The 19960-nt window shown below is 40.9% G+C and carries 17 protein-coding genes; 5 read left to right on the top strand and 12 right to left on the bottom strand.

Annotated features, from left to right (window positions below; translation table 11 throughout):
- The first annotated feature begins 267 nt into the window (after window positions 1–267).
- Window positions 268–1311, top strand: coding sequence for a hypothetical protein (locus ABFU83_RS11970; RefSeq protein ID WP_347066206.1), 1044 nt, complete (start codon window positions 268–270; stop codon window positions 1309–1311).
- A 111-nt stretch (window positions 1312–1422) separates the two neighbouring features.
- On the opposite strand, the gene ABFU83_RS11965 is transcribed toward ABFU83_RS11970, so the two are convergent.
- From ABFU83_RS11965 to ABFU83_RS11945, 5 genes are all read right to left on the bottom strand, one after another.
- Window positions 1423–2235, bottom strand: coding sequence for a TPM domain-containing protein (locus tag ABFU83_RS11965; RefSeq protein ID WP_347066204.1), 813 nt, complete (start codon window positions 2233–2235; stop codon window positions 1423–1425).
- Window positions 2236–2673: a TPM domain-containing protein gene (locus ABFU83_RS11960; protein WP_347070214.1), complete on the bottom strand. Its 438-nt coding sequence runs from the start codon at window positions 2671–2673 to the stop codon at window positions 2236–2238. It lies immediately after the preceding gene.
- A gap of 5 nt (window positions 2674–2678) precedes the next feature.
- Window positions 2679–3266 carry a LemA family protein gene (locus tag ABFU83_RS11955; protein ID WP_347066203.1) on the bottom strand — a complete coding sequence of 196 codons (588 nt, stop codon included), beginning with the start codon at window positions 3264–3266 and terminating at the stop codon, window positions 2679–2681.
- An 82-nt stretch (window positions 3267–3348) separates the two neighbouring features.
- Window positions 3349–3678 carry a MerR family transcriptional regulator gene (locus ABFU83_RS11950; RefSeq protein WP_300487915.1) on the bottom strand — a complete coding sequence of 110 codons (330 nt, stop codon included), beginning with the start codon at window positions 3676–3678 and terminating at the stop codon, window positions 3349–3351.
- Entirely contained in the window at window positions 3678–4655 is a 978-nt protein-coding gene (locus tag ABFU83_RS11945; protein WP_347066201.1) for a M23 family metallopeptidase, read from the bottom strand. Before ABFU83_RS11945 ends, ABFU83_RS11950 begins: the two co-directional genes overlap by 1 nt.
- 257 nt (window positions 4656–4912) lie before the next feature.
- Between ABFU83_RS11945 and alaS the strand changes: the two genes are divergently transcribed.
- From alaS to ABFU83_RS11930, 3 genes are all read left to right on the top strand, one after another.
- Window positions 4913–7540: an alanine--tRNA ligase gene (alaS, locus tag ABFU83_RS11940; RefSeq protein WP_347066200.1), complete on the top strand. Its 2628-nt coding sequence runs from the start codon at window positions 4913–4915 to the stop codon at window positions 7538–7540.
- A 103-nt stretch (window positions 7541–7643) separates the two neighbouring features.
- On the top strand, window positions 7644–8594 hold the full coding sequence (locus tag ABFU83_RS11935; RefSeq protein WP_347066199.1) for a GSCFA domain-containing protein: 951 nt from the start codon (window positions 7644–7646) through the stop codon (window positions 8592–8594).
- 320 nt (window positions 8595–8914) lie between these two features.
- The gene (locus tag ABFU83_RS11930; protein ID WP_347070213.1) at window positions 8915–9517 is read left to right on the top strand and encodes a DUF4230 domain-containing protein; all 603 of its coding nucleotides are present in this window, start codon (window positions 8915–8917) and stop codon (window positions 9515–9517) included.
- Window positions 9518–9598: 81 nt separating this feature from the next.
- Here the strand turns inward: ABFU83_RS11930 and ABFU83_RS11925 are convergent, their stop codons facing one another.
- The 6 genes from ABFU83_RS11925 to ABFU83_RS11900 all read right to left on the bottom strand — a co-directional run bounded on the left by ABFU83_RS11925 (window position 9599) and on the right by ABFU83_RS11900 (window position 15098).
- Window positions 9599–9907, bottom strand: a complete 309-nt coding sequence (locus ABFU83_RS11925; RefSeq protein ID WP_347066197.1) for a rhodanese-like domain-containing protein — start codon at window positions 9905–9907, stop codon at window positions 9599–9601.
- 63 nt (window positions 9908–9970) lie between these two features.
- A complete protein-coding gene (locus ABFU83_RS11920; protein WP_347066195.1) occupies window positions 9971–11728 on the bottom strand; it encodes an aromatic amino acid hydroxylase in 1758 nt (585 codons plus the stop codon).
- Between the two features lie 76 nt (window positions 11729–11804).
- Complete coding sequence (locus tag ABFU83_RS11915; protein ID WP_347066193.1) at window positions 11805–12179, bottom strand: group III truncated hemoglobin; 375 nt, start codon at window positions 12177–12179, stop codon at window positions 11805–11807.
- Window positions 12180–12238: 59 nt separating this feature from the next.
- Complete coding sequence (locus ABFU83_RS11910; protein WP_136402274.1) at window positions 12239–12775, bottom strand: DUF4136 domain-containing protein; 537 nt, start codon at window positions 12773–12775, stop codon at window positions 12239–12241.
- Window positions 12776–12799: 24 nt separating this feature from the next.
- The gene (locus ABFU83_RS11905; protein WP_347066191.1) at window positions 12800–14785 is read right to left on the bottom strand and encodes a urocanate hydratase; all 1986 of its coding nucleotides are present in this window, start codon (window positions 14783–14785) and stop codon (window positions 12800–12802) included.
- A gap of 136 nt (window positions 14786–14921) precedes the next feature.
- The gene (locus ABFU83_RS11900; RefSeq protein WP_300486042.1) at window positions 14922–15098 is read right to left on the bottom strand and encodes a DUF5522 domain-containing protein; all 177 of its coding nucleotides are present in this window, start codon (window positions 15096–15098) and stop codon (window positions 14922–14924) included.
- A 28-nt stretch (window positions 15099–15126) separates the two neighbouring features.
- On the opposite strand from ABFU83_RS11900, the gene ABFU83_RS11895 reads away from it, so the two are divergent.
- Window positions 15127–15462 (top strand): hypothetical protein, encoded by a 336-nt coding sequence (locus ABFU83_RS11895; protein WP_347066189.1) that lies wholly within the window; start codon window positions 15127–15129, stop codon window positions 15460–15462.
- A gap of 46 nt (window positions 15463–15508) precedes the next feature.
- Here the strand turns inward: ABFU83_RS11895 and ABFU83_RS11890 are convergent, their stop codons facing one another.
- Window positions 15509–19879 (bottom strand): GEVED domain-containing protein, encoded by a 4371-nt coding sequence (locus ABFU83_RS11890; protein ID WP_347066188.1) that lies wholly within the window; start codon window positions 19877–19879, stop codon window positions 15509–15511.
- Window positions 19880–19960: the final 81 nt, after the last annotated feature.

Here is a 19960-nt window from a genome sequence, read left to right as displayed (position 1 = left end):
AATCAGTACACAATATTTTGGATACTATTTGATATGTTGTTTTAATGATCAAATTATTGATGACAATGATAGTGTTATCGATTTTTTTGATTTTTAAATGTTTATAAACTATTGAGAGGTCAAAGCTATACAAAATGGGTTCAAGTATAGATGTACTTGGATTTTCCGTCTACGGGTTTTGTAAATTGATGATAGGTATAAAGTGCTTTTATCACTGTTTTGTTTGTTTTTCTCTAAATATAGATATGAAATTTTTAAACATTTAATATGAAAACAATAGTACAAAAAATTAAAATTGGAGTTGTTGTTTTAAGTACAACAGTATGGTGTCTTTCCTGTAGTAATGAGATGGAGAATTACAAGGAAAATCAGCAAGATCAGTTAAAATCGGCTTCAGGCAGGTTAATTGAAAGGGAATCAGTTACGGAGACATTAAATAAAGAAGAACTGGATAGGCTTTTGGAAGGAATGAAATTAGAATTTATATATACAGTTCCTATTATTGCAGAATATCGTCTGAAGGTACCTGAGAGTAAGGGTAGAGTAGTTCTTAGGGAGAAAGTGACACCGGATCATATCAAGCAATTGGGGTATACTACCGAAGAACAAGTATTGGAAGTCTTTAAAGTTAAAAGACACCAAATGGAAAAACCGAGTGGAGTTACGATTAATGATTATCAAACCTGTGCTATTCGTGAAACACCTATAGCTGTTAATGGAGGTCCTTGTAAAATTTTCGAACCATGTAAAGATAATGGTGGAAATTATTGTGTTTATCTAACAATGGGAGTACCGAAAATTACCCCTATGGGTGATGAAAATTCGGAATATAAAACAACCAGAACCATCATTGATAATGATTCGGATGAGGAAGATTTGTTTAAAAAAACGTACACCATTACTCAGGGGACATCTACAAAATGGGACGTAGAAAGATCTATCGGACTTAAATTGGGATTGAAAGTAGGGATGTCATTAGGAGAAACTTCTATAGAAGTTTCTGTAGGGATGACGACGAAAAAAGGAGGAACTAAAGACGAAAAAAGAGAAATAAAAGAGGAGTATACAACTAGAATACCCGCAAGAAAGAAAAAACAAATTCTTATAGTAGAAGAAATAAAAACACAATATCTTAATTATCAGATTCCGGTTAAAATGAATGGACTTGCAGGGTTACTAATGCATCGACGACCTTTTAGAAGATTTGCTCGGGCGTCAACTTTATTAAAAGGTAATAACATGATAGAAAAAGGAACCATTAAGGTCGAAAAGGCAACCGATTTTTATATTTATTCTAAAATACTCCCCTAAAGAATGTCTTTTCATTCTGAAAATAGAAATGCAGAATGTTATTATTCAGGGAGAGCCTATTAGAACAAAAGCCGGAACGAGTCCGGCTTTGTCTTATATTGTTTCAGTATGTTACCAACTTCCTCCGGCTCCGCCACCGCTAAATCCGCCGCCGCCAAAGCCGCCACCGAATCCACCGCCGCCAAAACCGCCACCGGAACTTCCGCCTCCAAAACCACCTCCGCCACCACGGCCAAGGCTGCTCAGGATGATCATGTCCAGTAAATCAGGTCCGCCACCACCGCCAATGCCTCCATTACCGCCACCACCGGACTTACGTCCACGCGCTAACACGATAATCAGGATAATGACAATAAAGATAAAAATAAAGATACCAGCTACACCATCGTCGGATTTATCCCCTTTTCGGGTGCCTTTGTATTTTCCTTTCAGTACCTCCACAATTGCGTCGGTGCCTTTATCGAGTCCGTTATAATAACTACCGGCTTTAAATTGCGGGATAATGACTTCCCTCGTGATTTCGCCAACGATACCGGCAGTTAGCCGATCTTCCACGCCATAACCCGGGGCAATCCAGATACGGCGCTCGTTTTTGGCTAACAGTATAAAAACACCATTATCCTCTTTTGCCTGTCCGATACCCCATTGATGTGCCCATTTCGGGGTTAATATCCCGATATCCTCGCCTTTTAACGACTCGATAGTAGCGACTACAATCTGTGTTGAGGTCGAATCGGAATAACGAACCAGTTTTTCTTCCAGGCTTTGTTTTTCCTGCGGACTTAAAAGATTAGCATAATCGTAAACGCTCGTTTGAAATTTTGGCTTTTCCGGTATGGTAAACTGTGCCGAAACCGGTTGCAGCAGTAAAAAGAATACCGGCAACAACAGGCTTTTAATAAATTTAGCAATACAATGTGTCATTTATCCTTTGGATATTTCGTTCGATAATTCGTTGGTATCGTCACTTTCAAAAGGAAAATACTGTTTTAAACGTTCGCCGGCTTTGATGATACCATCTACCAAACCGTCTTTATAACGTCTGTTTTTGAAGTGTGCTATCACGATGTCTCTGGTACAGTCCCAAAAATCGTCTTCCACGACCTTATGAATGCCTTCATCACCGATAATGGCAAAAGTATGATCGGAAACCCCTATGTAAAACAAAACGCCGTTTCGGGCTTTGGTTTTGTCCATGCCAAGGGAGTAAAAAACCTCCTGCGCTCTTTCGACCGGAGGTTTTTCGCTATGATCTTCCAGATGGACTCTGATTTCCCCGGAAGTATTTTGTTCGGCAATCTGAATCGCGTTCACGATTGCACGTTCTTCTTCTGGAGTCAGGAAATTTTCAGTAGCCGACATCATTTTTAGAATTTTACTTCAACCGGTTTTTCAGCACCTTCTACGGCATTGAAATACGCTTTTTCTTTAAATCCGAACATTCCGGCAAAAATGCTGTTCGGGAACATTTTAATATGACTGTTGTAGCCTTTAACCGACTCGTTAAAACGGGTTCTGGCTGTTAAAATCTGATTTTCGGTACTCGCCAGCTCGTCCTGAAGTTTTAAGAAGTTCTGGTTCGCTTTTAAATCCGGATATTGTTCAACGGTAACCAATAAACGCGATAAAGCCGAAGAAACACCGCTTTGCGCTTTGTTAAACTCCGCCAATTGTTCTGGTGTAATATTCGAAGGATCGATTGTAGTTTTGGTCGCTTCCGAACGGGCTTTTACTACTGCTTCCAGCGTACTTTTTTCGAAATCGGCAGCCCCTTTAACCGTGTTTACCAAATTACCGATCAGGTCATTTCGTCGTTGATACGAGGTTTGTACGTTACCCCATGCTTCCTGTGAAGCCTGGTCCATTTGAACAGCAGTATTGTTGATGCCTTTAGCCCAAAAATAGACTACAATAATCAGGAATACAATAATTCCGGGAACTAACCATTTTTTCATAATTACTTTTTTTAGATTGTTTTTTGTACTATTAGTCGTATGTTGGCCTGATGCGTTACAAACAGGCTTTCTTAAAGAATTGTTATAATTCGTTTTTAATATTCAATAATTGAATTTTGATAGCTTCTAATTTACGAATGATTTCGAATTTATCCAGCGTTTTTTTCTGTGCTTCCTTTAAATGGATTTTGGCTCCTTCGAGTGTAAAGCCGCGTTCTTTTACCAGATGGTAAATCAATTGCAGATTTTTGACATCTTCCGGCGTAAACATCCGGTTTCCCTTTGCATTTTTTTTCGGCTTCAGAATATCGAATTCCTTGTCCCAAAAACGAATCAGGGAAGCATTTACGTTAAAGGCCTTGGCGAGTTCGCCAATACTGTAATATCTCTTTTCTGGTAAGTCTAAATGCATTAGTCGAGCGATTGGTTTTCTTGGTTAGCTAATTGTGAAATTAAAACATATTCTTTGGCCGAAATCGAGCCGTAATAGAAATTCAGCGGGTTCACCACTGCTCCGTTTTTATGAACTTCATAATGGAGGTGAGGTGCTTCCGAACGTCCGGTACTCCCCACATATCCGATAATGTCGCCTCTTTTAACACGTTGTCCCGGTCGAACATTGTATTTGCTCAAATGGGCATATAAGGTTTCATAACCATAGCCATGGGTGATTTCGATATGATTCCCGTATCCGGAAAGGGAATTATCGGCTCTGCGCACCACTCCGTCGCCGGTAGCAAAAATCGGAGTTCCGGTTTTAGCTGAAAAATCCATTCCGGCATGGAACTTCCGCACTTTGGTAAACGGATCACTCCGGTATCCGAAACCGGACGCCATATGTTTTAAATCTTCATTTTTTACCGGTTGGATAGCCGGAATAGCCGAAAGAAGCTTCTCTTTGTCTTTGGCCAGTTTTAATATTTCGTCGAGCGAACGCGATTGAATTACCAATTGTTTGGTGATCACATCCACACGGCGGGTGGTATTCATCACCAAATCCGAATTGTTATAGCCTTCCAATGCTTTGTAGCGATTGATTCCGCCAAAACCGGCGCGACGCTGCTCATCGGGAATCGGAGAACTGTTAAAATAAACCCGGTAAAGATTGTTGTCACGCTCTTCCAGATCGCTTAATACATCGTCCAACTGATCCATCTTTCGGTTCAGAATGGCATAATTGATTTTTAAATTCTCGATTTCACGGGCTTGTAATTTATCTTTCGGCGTTTCGAAAAAAGGGGTGTTAATCAGTACGACAAAACACAAAAAACCGAATAAAGCCGATGCGACTAAAAACAAACTGATATATCCCACACGGCGCCCTTTTTTGGGTTTGATTTTTTGATAGGCTAATTTTTCAGAATCGTAATAATATTTTACCTTCGACATTTTCTAAAATATACTATTTTTGCACCTTATAAAAAGTTAAACGGCAACCTTTTGTAAGGTTAGACGAACAAATTTAATAAATGTTTCTGTAAAATACTTTCCCGAAGCAACATTTAGCTTGTTTCTTGCGTGTTAGGTAATGGTATGTTAAGTGTAAGTTGATGATAACAGGAGGTATAGGTCGGAAGGTTTATTTAATTTTAAGAAGAATTTAATACAATACGGGCGAAGTCAATTCGCGTCAAACAATGCAGTATATGAAATCACAAGACGTCAGAAAACAGTTTCTCGACTTTTTTCAAAGCAAAGGCCACCTGATTGTGCCTTCGGCTCCGATCGTTCTAAAAGACGATCCTACTTTGATGTTCAACAATTCCGGAATGGCTCAGTTTAAAGAGTTTTTCCTGGGGAATGGAACACCAAAAAGCGCCCGTATAGCCGATACACAGAAATGTCTGCGCGTATCCGGGAAACACAACGACCTGGAAGAAGTAGGAATCGATACCTACCACCACACGATGTTCGAAATGTTAGGAAACTGGAGTTTCGGCGATTATTTTAAAAAAGAAGCGATCAATTGGGCCTGGGAATTATTAACCGAGGTGTATAAGATCGATAAAGATATTTTATATGTAACGGTTTTCGAAGGTAGCAAAGAGGAAAATGTTCCTTTCGACCAGGAAGCCTACGATATTTGGAAAACCCTTATTTCGGAAGATCGTATCCTGTTAGGAAACAAAAAGGATAACTTCTGGGAAATGGGCGACCAGGGACCATGCGGACCATGTAGCGAGATTCACGTGGACATCCGTTCGGCAGAAGAAAAAGCTAAAGTTGCAGGGAAAGATTTGGTAAATGCCGATCATCCGCAGGTAGTAGAAATCTGGAACAACGTATTTATGGAATTCAACCGTAAAGCCGATGGTTCTCTTGAAAAATTACCGGCACAACACGTCGATACCGGAATGGGATTTGAGCGTTTGTGTATGGTATTACAAAACGTAAAGTCGAATTATGATACCGATGTGTTTTCGCCGCTTATTGAAAAAGTAGAAAGCCTAACCGGTGCAAAATATACGATTAAAGCAAAAGACGAAGACGAAGAAAAAATAAACATTGCCATCCGCGTTATCGTGGATCACGTGCGTGCGGTAGCCTTTGCTATTGCCGACGGACAATTACCGTCTAATACCGGTGCGGGTTATGTAATCCGTCGTATTTTACGTCGTGCAATCCGTTATGCGTTTACCTTCTTAGATAAAAAAGAGCCATTCATTTATGAATTGGTACAGGTGTTAAGCGATCAGATGGGCGCATTCTTCCCGGAAATCACGGCTCAGAAAACATTGGTGATGAATGTGATCAGAGAAGAAGAGGCGTCGTTCCTTAAAAAATTAGAACAAGGATTACATCTGTTGGAAAACGTAATTGCCGAAACAAAAGGTATTGTTATTTCCGGAGACAAAGTATTCGAATTATACGATACATTCGGTTTTCCGAAAGATTTAACCGAGTTGATCTTACGAGAAAGAGGTTATAATTATGATGAAGCCGGTTTTGAAGCGGCAATGAAAAAACAAAAAGACCGTTCGCGTGAGGCTTCCGAAGTTTCGACAGATGACTGGACGATTTTGGTAGATGGAAATGTTGAAACCTTTGTAGGCTATGATCAAACGGAAAATGAGGTTAAAATCACCCGTTTCAGAAAAGTAGACAGTAAAAAAGACGGAAAATTATACCAGATTGTTCTGGATAACACGCCTTTCTATCCGGAAGGTGGTGGACAGGTTGGTGATAAAGGTGTTTTGGTATCGGCAAACGAAACCATCGAAATTATTGACACCAAAAAAGAAAGCAACCTGATTCTGCATTTTACGAAAAAATTACCGGAAAATATAAACGGTACCTTTGACGCAAAAGTTAATAAAGAACTACGCAATCAGTCGGCAAATAGTCACTCGGCGACACACTTATTGCACCAGGCTTTGCGTTCGGTTTTAGGAACGCATGTGGAGCAAAAAGGATCGTTGGTCGCTCCAAATTACCTTCGTTTTGACTTTTCGCATTTTGCAAAAGTGACCGACGAAGAATTAAAACAGGTTGAAAATTTTGTAAATGCGCGAATCCGCGAACAATTGCCTTTAATCGAAAGAAGAAGCATTCCGTTTTCACAAGCGATCGAAGAAGGCGCAATGGCTTTATTCGGTGAAAAATACGGTGATAACGTACGGGCCATTAAATTTGGTGAAAGTATGGAGCTTTGTGGAGGAATTCACGTGCCGAATACCGCCGATATCTGGTATTTTAAAATCACAAGTGAAGGTGGTGTTGCAGCCGGAATCCGTCGTATAGAAGCGATCACAAACGAAGCCGTAAAAGACTTTTTTGCATCGCAGGAAACTACCTTAAAAGAGATCAAAGAAGCGTTGAAAAATCCACAGGATACGATTAAAGCGGTTGTTTCGTTGCAGGATGAAAATGCGAAACTGAAAAAACAGTTGGAAGCCTTATTAAAAGAAAAGGCGAAAAACCTAAAAGGAGCATTAGTTGGAGAACTTCAGGAAATCAATGGTGTTCAATTCTTAGCGAAGCAGGTAGATTTAGATCCAAACGGAGCGAAAGACCTGGCTTATGAATTAGGAAACTTAGGGACTAATCTATTCCTATTATTGGCAACTGCCGACGAAGGGAAGCCGATGTTAACCTGTTATATTTCGAAAGAACTGGTAGCCGAAAAAGGACTTAACGCCGGACAAGTAGTACGCGAACTTGGAAAATACATCCAGGGTGGTGGAGGTGGACAACCATTCTTCGCAACGGCAGGAGGGAAAAACCCTGGCGGAATTAAAGAAGCCTTGGAAAAAGCCATTGATTTCATAAGATAGATTTAAGATCACTAAAGATAAAAAAGACCCGAAGCATGCTTTGGGTTTTTTGTTTGCGTTAAACTGAGGTAATATCCTTAAGTTTGTAAAAACAAATACAACCATGCAATTCAGAACCCAAATACCCATTTGCAAGAGTGATAATCCGATCGATTATACGGCGCGGGTGGTGTCTTTGGGTTCGTGTTTTGCGGTGAATATGAGTGAAAAGCTGGATTATTTCCGATTCCGGAATTATTGCAATCCGTTTGGGATCTTATTTCATCCGCTGGCGATCGAAAAAAGCATTGCTTTCGCCCTACAGGAAAAACAATTTACCGAAACGGACATCTTTTTTCATAACGAACAATGGCATTCTTTTGACGCCCATTCGGACCTGAATGCAACCGATCCGGAAGTTTTGTTGGAAAACCTGAATCGCGCCACTTCCGTAACCCGAAACCAGCTTACCCATGCGACACACGTTTTGATTACATTAGGAACGGCTTGGGTGTATCGAAAAATAGAAGATGGTAAAATAGTTGCCAATTGTCATAAAGTCCCGCAAAAGCAATTTAAAAAGGAATTGTTGACAGTGGAAGCCATTCGGGAGAGTTTAGAAAAGATAATTGCGGGTGTTTCGCAATTAAATTCCAAAGTGAACTTTGTTTTTACCGTTTCGCCGGTACGCCATATAAAAGACGGTTTTGTAGAAAATCAATGGAGCAAAGCCAATTTGATCACGGCTGTTCATCAGACGATTTCGGAAGTACCCAATGCGGTTTATTTTCCGAGTTATGAAATCATGATGGACGAATTGCGTGACTATCGTTTTTATGCCGACGACATGCTACATCCCAATGGAATTGCGATCGATTATATCTGGCAGCGTTTTACCGAAACCTGGATCGCAGAAACGACCTGGCCGGTTATGAAGGAAGTCGATAGTATTCAAAAAGGACTGGCGCATCGTTCGTTTAATCCCGATTCGGAACAACACCGCCGTTTTCTGGAAAACCTAAACGGAAAGATTACTAAATTAGTAGCAGAATATCCTCATATTGCTTTCGGATAGTTATTCGGAATTTTCCGTAAAATAAAAGACCTATCATTACAATATGACAGGTCACTTTACCGACCGGGAGACACCCCAATCCATTACAAATGGAGCGAAATATATTCAGGAAACCAATTTTTGATTACCTTTAAAGTCAGGTAGATTAAACTCTTTTAAAGCTATGATGGTAGTGGAAAAAAGAGGTTCGTTTTTTACAATGCCGTATCGATTATATATAATTATTGCGTTTTATTATGCCACGAAAAACTTCAGAAGAAACACAGATCAAAAACATGTTAGTGCCCATAGTACAGGCGATGGCGCGTTCCGGGAAAATTATGTATTTGCTGATTTTTATCATCATCGGATTTGTAATCTATAAATGGGTGACTTCTGAAAAGAATACCACTTCGACCGAATACAATACCAATTTGATTCAACAGCAGATTAAAAATGTTGGAAAGCTGGTGGTGACAGAAGGGCATTATGCCCAGGTGATGACCTATAAAGACCAACAGAAATACCTAATGAACCTGTTGACGTTCGAAAAGAAAGCTTTGATCGTGATCAATGCGGATGTGACGGTGGCTTACGATTTACGTCAGGTAAAGTACGATATCGATGAAAAGAATAAAACCATTACGATCGTCAATATTCCGAAAGAAGAAATCAAGATTAGCCCGGATATTCAGTTTTATGACGTGGATCAGAGTCGGATGAATCCGTTTACCGGAGACGATTACAATAAAATCAGCAAAAAAGTAAAAGCGGACTTGGCGCGTAAGATGGAAACATCGACCTTAAAATCGAATGCCAAAAACCGATTGATCAGCGAATTGTCTAAAATTTTAATTCTAACCAATTCTTTGGGATGGAAATTACAATATGAAAATCAGGTGTTGGAAAACGAACAACAATTGAGCGAACAAGTGCAATTATAAAAGAAGCTTCTTCTAATAAAAATCCCTGTTAGGAATTAAAACGAACAGGGATTTTTTATACATTTTAAAACGAAAATGGCATTATAGTTTGCTTTCCAGACTATTCCAGCCACCACCATTAATCACTTCGATATTGTTTTGCTTTAAGACTGTCGCGGCTTGTGCGCTTCGCATTCCGGAACGACAGCAGGTAATCACTGGTTTGTTCCATTTTTTGATGGTAGCGATTTCGGTAGTGATCCGTTGTAACGGGATATTTTTCGAATTTGAAATATGTCCGCCGGCAAATTCTTCCGGTGTTCGTACATCAAGAATGATTGCACCTTTGGCTACGAATTCCCGAATCATCTCGTTTTTATTACCCAATCCTAATAAATCTAAAAGTCCCATAACTTTAATTTTTATCAAAGGTACGGGACTTTCATGTATAGGGTTGTAACAAATGTTACGGATTTATTTTACGCTTTCGTTTTCGAAAATCAATTCGAGTCCGTTGCTGATCAACAGTGCTACTTCCGGACGTGTTGTTTTTAACTGTTCCAAATGCGCCAAAACCTTGCTTTCCAAAGTGTGGTCGTTGTTTTTATGGGCCAGTTCGGCAATTTCAACAGACAATAACCAATCTTTCGGATGTTCGCTTTGTAGCGTCTCGAAAATGGCATCCGGGTTTCCGGTTGTTTTTCCTTCGCGGATATCGCGGATATCTTGGTATAACGCTTCCAGTTTTAAACGTTCGGCTGTTTTTTGTGCTTTAATGGTTTGCGAGGAGGGCACATGTGTGATCAAATCAAAACTTCTAACATCGGCCGGACCTGAAAAAGCGGAAGTGATTTTCTTTCCGACGGCCATATCATAAATGCCCCATTCCGGATGAAACAATACGGTATCGTTATGTGTCACCGTGCAGTTTTTAAAGCTGATGGTGATGATTTTTCCCTGTAAGTTTCGGGAACCAGTAATGATTTCTCCGGAAACTTTGATATTTCCTTCAAATTCCAGTGTAACAACCTGTCCTTCGAATATGGCATAGGCACTTAAATCCCTTGGACTCATATCTTCGATAGCCAGATTGATTCCTTTTAATTTTCCAACCGGACTTCCGAAACCTTCGGAATGGTATTCGGTACCATGACCAACCAGTTCTTTCTCGCGGTAGGATAAGGCTGTTTTTCCGGTTGTCTGAATATAAACCGGTTTGCCTTCGTGTTCGATTACATTGGTAAAAACACCGGAAACCTGAATGCCGGTGCTCAATTCTATGGTTCCTAAGGCTTTGGAATGAATTAATTTCTGAATCCCGGATAATCCGCCGGTGCGCAATGCCATTTTATTAGCAAACTCTTCCAGTACCAGATTGAGGTGCGCAAAATCAGGAGTGACATACAATTGCGGTTGCGGTTTGGTGATGTCAAAACTCTGATTGGCCGCACTAATATCGTAAGGAATTTTGGTTACATTATCGGTCATACACCAGGCACTTTCTCCAATAGAGGATAAAAGTCCGGCGCCATAGATTTTCGGATTGTCTACGGTTCCGATTAAACCGTATTCCACGGTCCACCAGTGTAAGTTTCGGATCTGTGCCATTTCAGACAATTCACCCATATCGTTTTGTAATTCATCGACACGTTTTTCGGCGGCTTCGATTTCGTTTTTCGGCGTACCTTCGGCTTCTTTCAGAATCGAAAGTAAACGGATCGCTTCATACATTTCGTAATCCCGTGCCGATGAAATAGCCTTACATCCGATTTCACCGAAACGGCGCAGGTATTCGGCATATTCCGGATTGGCAATAATAGGGGCGTGGCCGGCTCCTTCGTGAATAATATCGGGAGCAGGTGTATATTCGATATGTTCCAGCTGACGGATATCGGACGCAATAACCAATACGTTATACGCCTGAAATTCCATAAAAGCATTGGGCGGGATAAAACCGTCTACGGCAACAGCGGCCCAGCCGATTTCTTTTAGGATACGGTTCATGCCGTACATATTCGGGATGCTTTCTATAGAAATTCCCGTTTGGCGAAGACCATCCAGATACGAGCTGTGGGCTACTTTTCCGAGGTAATCCACATTTTTACGCATCACATAGCGCCAAACGGCCTGATTAATCGGAGTATACTCGTCATAATCCTGCGGTTTGATAAATTGCTTCAGATGCTTGGGTAAGCGCTCAATTAAGGGATTGGTTTCAAACGATGGATTCATGATTACAAATTGTTGCTGTTTGGTGTAAAATTACGAAATCTTTAGGGAGTTAGCAATTGGAATTTCAATCCCGGAATTATATTGTATTATTTTTAATGTATTCTATTTTAGAGTGAAACATAGCTGCCATTTTTGCAGCCCTTTCTTTGGCTTCTTCGGCAATTGGTCCGACAAAAAGGGAATCGATCGTAGTGGTAAATAGGGTAAGCCAACGGTTAAAATGTGTGGCATCTACGGGTAAAAGTGCATGTGGTGGGAAAGGTCGGCCGGAATAGGTATGGTTATCCAGTAAAATACTTTCCCAAAACCGATACATTTTGGCCAGATGTTCCGGCCAGCGATCCTGTATTTTACGATTAAAAACCGGTCCGATATAATCGTCCTGCTGAACTTTTCCGTAGAAAGTATTCACCAGTGCTTGTATATCCTCAAAAGTGCTGATATCGTTCATAATAGTTATAAAAAAGCCTACACAACAGGGTAGGCTTTATAGTTTTATAGTGAATTACATTATTTTTTTTGCGGTGGAAACTGCATCAGAATTTTAGAAACAAATTCGTTAATGCGCTCTTCTTTTCTTTCACGGTCTCTGGTTAAAACACCGGTTCCAATACCTTGCCAGATCAATTCTTTTTTACGGGCATCAATCAGGTCGATATAAAGTGTTCCTTCGGTAGTGGTGCTAACAGTACTGTAGGAAGGACCCCATCCCCAGCCATAGCCCCATCCGCCGTAACCCCAACCATAGCCGGCATTAAACTGGCTTACGTTGACCTGTTCACTGGATTTGGTGAAAATATTAACCAACATATCCGGATTGTCGCTTTTTGTAAAGCCTTTGGCAGTCATCTGATCGTCAATAGCGCGAAGGATACGTCGTTTGTCTAAATCGGAGATCTCAACTTTATCGATTCCATCTTTATGAAAGGCATAGGTTTTATACTGACTAAAGTCGGTTCTGTTGTCAAAATCGGATGCTACTCTAACGGAGCTACAAGAGCTGATGACCAAGAGCAGTAGTATCGGAAGGTATTTTATTGCTTTCATAATGTAATTAGGTTTTATGATTAACTAAAATAAAGATTCATCAACAAAATTCGGGAGAGTCACTTTTAGTAATGGCTGCGATTCCATGGCTCTTTTAATAGCAAAAACTGCGCCTTCGTTTCGCGCCCAGCTTCTTCTGGCAATCCCGTTGTTAACATCCCAGAAAAGCATTGATTCTAAACGTTTTGATGCTTCTTTAGTACCGTCAAGAACCATGCCAAATCCACCGTTAATTACTTCGCCCCATCCAACGCCACCACCGTTGTGAATGGATACCCAGGTTGCTCCCCGGAAACTATCACCGATTACGTTGTGAATCGCCATATCGGCTGTAAAACGGGAACCGTCATAGATGTTGGATGTCTCGCGATAAGGAGAATCGGTACCGGATACATCGTGGTGATCGCGTCCTAAAACCACATATCCGATTTCGCCACGGGCAATCGCCTGATTAAAAGCCTCGGCAATTTTGGTGCGTCCTTCGGCATCGGCATACAAAATACGCGCCTGCGAACCAACCACCAGTTTGTTTTCCTGTGCACCTTTGATCCAACGGATATTATCGGCCATTTGTTGCTGGATTTCGGTAGGAGCGGTTTGCATCATTTCTTCCAAAACCTGACAGGCGATAGCGTCTGTTTTGGCTAAATCGTCCGGATTTCCGGAAGTACAAACCCAACGGAACGGTCCGAAACCATAGTCAAAACACATGGGTCCCATAATGTCCTGAACATAGCTTGGATATCTGAAATCGATACCGTTTGGCGCCATGACATCGGCACCGGCTCTGGAACTCTCCAAAAGGAAAGCATTTCCATAGTCGAAGAAATAGGTGCCTTTGGCAGTGTGTTTGTTGATTGCTGCCGCATGTCGGCGTAAGGTCTCCTGTACTTTTTCTTTGAAAAGTGTCGGTTCGTTAGCCATCATGTCGTTGGCGTCTTCAAAAGAAATTCCGACAGGGTAGTAGCCACCTGCCCACGGATTGTGTAAGGAAGTCTGATCGGAACCTAAGTCGATATAAATATTTTCGTCGTAAAAACGCTCCCAAACGTCTACCACATTACCAAGGTAGGCAATAGAAACGACTTCTTTGTTTTGCTGTGCTTTTCGAACGCGGATGATCAGTTCATCAATATTTTCGATTACCTCATTGATCCATCCCTGTGAGTGACGGATATGGGTGATTTTTGGATTTACTTCGGCACAAACGGTGATACATCCGGCGATATTACCGGCTTTAGGTTGTGCACCACTCATTCCGCCCAAACCGGATGTCACGAAAACTTTACCGGCCAGATCTTCGCCTTTTTTAGCGATTTTTCGTCCGGCATTCAATACGGTAATTGTCGTTCCGTGAACAATTCCCTGTGGGCCGATATACATATAACTACCGGCTGTCATCTGACCGTATTGTGTAACACCTAAGGCATTAAAACGTTCCCAATCGTCCGGTTTGGAATAATTCGGGATCATCATACCGTTGGTTACGACCACTCTTGGTGCTTCTGCGTGCGAAGGGAATAATCCCATCGGATGACCGGAATACATTACCAATGTTTGTTCGTTTGTCATTTCGGCCAGGTATTTCATGGTTAGGCGGTATTGTGCCCAATTGCTAAAAACCGCTCCGTTGCCACCATAAGTGATCAATTCGTGTGGATGTTGTGCCACGGCATAATCCAGGTTATTCTGGATCATTAACATGATGGCTTTCGCCTGATCGGATTTACCCGGATATTCGGATAACGGTCGGGCATACATTTTATAATCCGGACGAAGGCGGTACATATAGATACGACCATAGGTTTCCAATTCGTCCGAAAATTCTTTGATCAATTCGGCGTGATGTTGGGGTTCGAAATAACGCAGGGCATTTTTTAGTGCCAGTTTTTTCTCGTCGTCCGTTAATATTTCTTTACGCTTTGGCGCGTGGTTTATAGTGCTTTCGTACGGTTTTGGTTGTGGTAATACAGAAGGAATTCCTTCTAAAATCTGTTCTTGAAACGTCATGATTGTTGTGTGAATTTCGTGTATTATAAAATGATAAAAATGCGCAGGTAATTCCCGGCTATGGATAGCGGATATCCGACCTGTGGTAGGATTTGTAAATTTTGATCTTATAGCGGACTAAAATGGCATCCATTTTTTATTTTTTTATCGTTCCGGTGTTTTTGTTGAATCCATACGGACAATGGCGGCATCCGTTTTTACAGCAATAGCCTCTTTTTAAATGAAAGGCTTCTGTGAACACTTTATAGCCTTCCGGGGACAAATAATAGTCTTCTCCGGGGATTAATTTATTTTTAGTATTTTGGTTGTCCATACGGACAAATTTAGGAACTTTACCGTTAATGATTGTACTTGTATTAAAATATTTAACGCCAAAAGGGTTTCGGGGCATTACCATTTTTCCTTTTGTGTTTGTGGCGAGGAAGGAGGATAAAAATGATGCAGTATTTCTGAATCATGAAAAGATCCATATCCGGCAACAATTGGAATTGCTGATTGTTCCTTTTTTTATTGGGTATGGGATCGAATTTCTGATCCGATGGCGGCAGTATGGTAATCGGCATACGGCTTATCGGAATATCAGTTTTGAACGGGAAGCCTATGCGAACGAAGCCAATCCGGATTATCTGTCGAAACGACCATTTTGGCATTTTATAAATTACCTAAAAAACCAATAACCCCGATGATCGATCATCGGGGTTATTGGTTTTTATTCGGAAGTTATTAGAAAATCGTTTTACGATCTACCGTAGCTCCGTTTTCAAGTGTGATTTTTAAGAGAACAACACTTGATGATTTTTTTACATTTTTCAAGGCGATTTCGTTTTCACCTACATTTTTATACTCGTCAATTTTTCGTCCTAAAACATCGAATGCGGTGATGTTTTTGATTCTTTCGTTAGCCGAGTTTACAGCCAATTCGTTTCCGCGTAATACTTTGATGCCATTTTCAAGACTAAAGTCACCGTTTCCTAATGTACCATTGTTAAAACGCAATACAAAACGTTCGTTAAAAGTACCGGCAGCCGATGTGAACGAGTATGGTGCTGTTCTTAAATCGTGGATTGTATTGGTTGTTTTATCTTCCAGATAAATTGCATGTGTATCAAAAATTCCATCTAAGTGATCAATTCCGATTTGGTAGGTATTCTGAGCGTTGGCATTGAAACCTAATGGAATCTGATCGGCTTGGTTAAACGGTAAAGGACGTGCCTGAATGGTCAGGTTCATGTCTGGAATAGTCGAGTAGAAGGTTACACCGTTTCCACCGAAAGACTGTCCATCAAGACCTCTGTCGAAATCCATAGTTGCTTCTTCATCATATCCTACTAAGATTTGGCTAAAAGCACCATTCTCATTCGCTAAATTCAACCAAATACGGTGTTTTTCCGATTCCCCACCGGCAACCGATTGTGTTTCCGGATTGATTGGTGTACCACCGTTTTTCATGAAATTATCATTCTTACCAGTAACACGCATACTGTTTGTAAACTTCGCATTTCCGTTGGCTAAACCTTTTACGAAGAAAGCCTGTCCGGAAGCGATATAACGGCTTGGTGCGCTTCCACCGGTTGCAGCGGTTGCTGTTGCTCCGAATTTATTTACGGTAGCATAATCAGCAGCAGTATAGTTATAGGCATATGTACCATAGAACGGGCTAGGGTTTGTGTTGCCTATAGGTGTATTGTGCGTCCAGATATAAACCGTACCGTCTACCAATGTTTTGTTGGTGTTGTCTGTCAGGAAAGACACCACATCGATAGCCGATGCATAAGGGTTTCCGATTAAGTTCCACTGATCATCATCTACAGTTACACCTCCGCCAACGTTTGCGTCTGTTCCGATAGCAATTGGAATTGTAATATCTCCATTGTTTGGTGTTCCTACGAAAGTAGCCGTATAGGTAGTTTTGTTGTTTGGATTAAGATCGAACGTTTGTGGCGCTCTTACGATGTAACCCATTCTTGGATCCATAGCGGTCGAATTGTTTACGCTAATCCAGTTTCCGTAACCACCATTGATAGTTGGTTGCCATTTCATGTATTTGTCACCCAATGTGTTTGGAGATAACATTGCTAATGTATATCCGGAAGCTAATGTTACCGGTGAATTCCAGTAGGTGAAATCATAGCGATACATCGGTTTTGTTGTACGTCTGATATTTACATTTCCAGAATTTTCTACATTGTCTACCTGTACGATACTAGCGTTATTGTCTATATTTAAGGTACCGTTATTTTTTACGTCAATTTTATTAACCACTTTGATTCCGTTAGTTGCCGGAATATCCAAACGACCATTCGTACGAACCGTTAAGGTTTTAGCCTGCGCTTCATAATTGGTTCCATTAATGGTTGAGGAATTGCTGGTTGGCTTAATGATCACACAGTTATCACTTGTAGGAACTCCTACCGGTAACCAGTTGTTCGGATCATTCCAGTTGCCATTATTACCCTGCCATACTTTCGATTTGTTAGTAACACTCACCGGTTTAGAAGCAGTACAACCATTGGTTAATTGAACATTAGCTGTAAAGGACCAGTTACTTACTTCTAATTGTGCTGTAGAGGGTTTGATGTATACCGTGTTTACAGCCTGATTGGTATAAGGTATTGTTCCGTTGGCATCGATATACGCATCGATAGTTGCTCCCGACCATGTAAAGTTGGAGGTTAACGGACGGTGTCCTGATAAAACTACGTCGTCGATAGCCCATCCATCGCAGTATCCTGCCTGGTAACGGAATCTGATTTTTAGATTGCTTACTCCGATATAGTCGTTTAAGTAAATAATAGTATTCACAAAACGGCTAGGAGCACCTTGGCTATTCGTATAACTTACCACTCTGTTCCATGTGGATCCATTGTCTTTTGAAACTTCTACGCTGGCAGTCTCTCCATTTCCATAGTACGAATAATACTGACGGAACGTTAAGGTTAAATCCAGATACGTTGAAGTATTATATGCATTTGTTGTTGTTAAGATAATGTCTTTTCCGCTAGTGGATACATCGGCAGTTGTGAAGGCAAATTTATTACCTGTAGTTCCAGTGCTTGAATTAATCGCAGGTTTCCAGTTGGCCGTTGTAGTGGTATAAATACTGGTTTTTTGTTGCCATTCGGTAGTGCTGGTTCCATTACCGGATTTAGTGAAAAGACCCAATCCGCTACCTTCAAAATTTTCATTAAAAAGCTCTACCAATTCTGTGCTACCTGCAGCAGAAATCTGTACAAAGTTATCATCACCACAAATTTCCGGAGAAGAAGGTGTGATGGTAACGTTTGGTACCGGTTTGATTTTTGCGGTGATAGCTCTTCGAACCAACGATTCGCAAGAACCGTTTACAGCGGTAACATAATAAGTTGTCGACATTGATAGCGAAGGTGTTGTATAACTTGCTGATGTTGCACCTGCAATTGGAGAACCACCGGTTTCGCTGGTGTACCAACGATAAGAAGTTACTCCTGCCGATCCAGTTACGGTTAAGGTTACAGGACCTTCGCCACAAGATTCTACTGTTGGTGCAGTAAGGATTTTTGCAGGACAATCGGCAATAACAGTAAGGATATAATCTTCGGTTTCTCCATTTGAATAACTTCCACAAGGAGCAATACCACCAGCATTAGCCGAACGAATACGTAATCGATAGTTACCCGGAGTTGTTCCTGCCGGGATTACAAATCCGAAAGTAGTCGATAAAATACCAGTACTTGAAGCATATACTTCTTCTCCGCTATCGGTGAAATCGTTGTTTTTGTTCCAGTCAACCCAAGCCTTGATAAATTGTCTGTCTGTTCCAGGGCTTGTTAGCACCACACTGATGTTAAGGTCACCACCGGCAATTTGCTGCGCAGCGTCCAAACTGGTAAAATCACCATATCCAGAAGTACTGTATCCGGAATTGTTGTTTACAGCATCTACAATAGCACCTGTTGTTTTAAAACTGGAGATATAGTAATTGCTTGATGTTGATGTAGCCGTACAGTATACGAATGTTTTAGCATTTCCGGTTAAAGGAGACGTTGTTCTGTATTTTGTACCTCCTGTACAGTTTGAGTTAAAAGAGTATACAAAGAAATAATACGTTGTATTGGCTGTAAGTCCGGTAGCGCTAAAAGTAGTATTGCCGTCGTTATCGATTACAATATTAGTGCTTCCTAAGTTTTGTCCGATAGAATAGTTCGTTCCGTTGGTAATTGTTGGAGCCGTACCGGTTGTATTGGCAATAACAAGGTAGTTGTCCGGAGCAGATGCTGCTGCGGTAAAGGAACCGTTTATAGAATTAGCTGTGATGCCATTTAACGTAAGTGCTGAAGGTTGTGCGGTAGGAGCAGTACAAGCCGCTGCTGGAGTCCAGGTATACAAAAGATTTGTATTTGGATATACATTGTTACGTGTTCTTACGGTTGCATTATTGGCTGTTCCGGCAGATGTATTTCCAGCCCAGGTATTGTTGCTTGAAAGGGATCTATTGTTATAATCGCTGTTGTTGCTTCCTCTTAAACCAACCTGAACATTCACATTGTTGTTGTTGGATGGATCACAAGAACCGTACGAAATGGATACAACATTTGTCGTCTCACTTAAACGGATCTGAAAATTAAAATCACCACCACGGGCACTACGCTCAGCATTAGTCCACTGTACTACAAAAACACGGTTTGGTGCGCTTCCAATCGTTTTATAGGTAATCGCATTTCCGTTGTTTACCATGTCAATACCCACAGCACTTACCGCACCGGCATATCCGGTACTAGAAGAAATAGGACTGTATTCTGAAGATGATGAAGTTGTTGATCCGAATGTGATAAACCCGTTTGAGTTAATCGAACAGGTGGTATAGTTGGTTCCGTTAAAATTAAACGTAAAACCAATTGCGATATTGTTTGCGGATACGTTGTCGTCCCAGTTGCTGTTAAAAACAGTAGTAGCACCGGAAAGAGCTGTGTAATTTGATGAGCTTTCGGAAAAAGTATAGTTGCTTACCTGACTGAAGCCGGTAGCGCAAACAAGTAAAAGCAGCAACGAAAGTAGGTTGCTTTTTGAGTTGAAAAAATTTTCAATTTTAAACGTAAATCGGGGGCGAATTAACATACTAAAAAATCTTTGGGGTTATTTTTACGGTGCGAAAATATGTACTAAGAAGCAGACAGAAGGTGTCTCGGAACCGAATTT

Source organism: Flavobacterium sp. WV_118_3, from assembly GCF_039778605.1.
Lineage (GTDB): Bacteria > Bacteroidota > Bacteroidia > Flavobacteriales > Flavobacteriaceae > Flavobacterium.
This window is presented reverse-complemented; position numbering and strand designations above follow the sequence as displayed.

What these genes read in the sequence shown, in the direction of transcription:
- ABFU83_RS11970 (WP_347066206.1), top strand. Translation starts at nt 268, where the DNA reads ATGAAAACAATAGTACAAAAAATTAAAATTGGAGTTGTTGTTTTAAGT.
- ABFU83_RS11965 (WP_347066204.1), bottom strand. Translation starts at nt 2,235, where the DNA reads ATGACACATTGTATTGCTAAATTTATTAAAAGCCTGTTGTTGCCGGTA.
- ABFU83_RS11960 (WP_347070214.1), bottom strand. Translation starts at nt 2,673, where the DNA reads ATGTCGGCTACTGAAAATTTCCTGACTCCAGAAGAAGAACGTGCAATC.
- ABFU83_RS11955 (WP_347066203.1), bottom strand. Translation starts at nt 3,266, where the DNA reads ATGAAAAAATGGTTAGTTCCCGGAATTATTGTATTCCTGATTATTGTA.
- ABFU83_RS11950 (WP_300487915.1), bottom strand. Translation starts at nt 3,678, where the DNA reads ATGCATTTAGACTTACCAGAAAAGAGATATTACAGTATTGGCGAACTC.
- ABFU83_RS11945 (WP_347066201.1), bottom strand. Translation starts at nt 4,655, where the DNA reads ATGTCGAAGGTAAAATATTATTACGATTCTGAAAAATTAGCCTATCAA.
- alaS (WP_347066200.1), top strand. Translation starts at nt 4,913, where the DNA reads ATGAAATCACAAGACGTCAGAAAACAGTTTCTCGACTTTTTTCAAAGC.
- ABFU83_RS11935 (WP_347066199.1), top strand. Translation starts at nt 7,644, where the DNA reads ATGCAATTCAGAACCCAAATACCCATTTGCAAGAGTGATAATCCGATC.
- ABFU83_RS11930 (WP_347070213.1), top strand. Translation starts at nt 8,915, where the DNA reads ATGTATTTGCTGATTTTTATCATCATCGGATTTGTAATCTATAAATGG.
- ABFU83_RS11925 (WP_347066197.1), bottom strand. Translation starts at nt 9,907, where the DNA reads ATGGGACTTTTAGATTTATTAGGATTGGGTAATAAAAACGAGATGATT.
- ABFU83_RS11920 (WP_347066195.1), bottom strand. Translation starts at nt 11,728, where the DNA reads ATGAATCCATCGTTTGAAACCAATCCCTTAATTGAGCGCTTACCCAAG.
- ABFU83_RS11915 (WP_347066193.1), bottom strand. Translation starts at nt 12,179, where the DNA reads ATGAACGATATCAGCACTTTTGAGGATATACAAGCACTGGTGAATACT.
- ABFU83_RS11910 (WP_136402274.1), bottom strand. Translation starts at nt 12,775, where the DNA reads ATGAAAGCAATAAAATACCTTCCGATACTACTGCTCTTGGTCATCAGC.
- ABFU83_RS11905 (WP_347066191.1), bottom strand. Translation starts at nt 14,785, where the DNA reads ATGACGTTTCAAGAACAGATTTTAGAAGGAATTCCTTCTGTATTACCA.
- ABFU83_RS11900 (WP_300486042.1), bottom strand. Translation starts at nt 15,098, where the DNA reads ATGGACAACCAAAATACTAAAAATAAATTAATCCCCGGAGAAGACTAT.
- ABFU83_RS11895 (WP_347066189.1), top strand. Translation starts at nt 15,127, where the DNA reads ATGATTGTACTTGTATTAAAATATTTAACGCCAAAAGGGTTTCGGGGC.
- ABFU83_RS11890 (WP_347066188.1), bottom strand. Translation starts at nt 19,879, where the DNA reads ATGTTAATTCGCCCCCGATTTACGTTTAAAATTGAAAATTTTTTCAAC.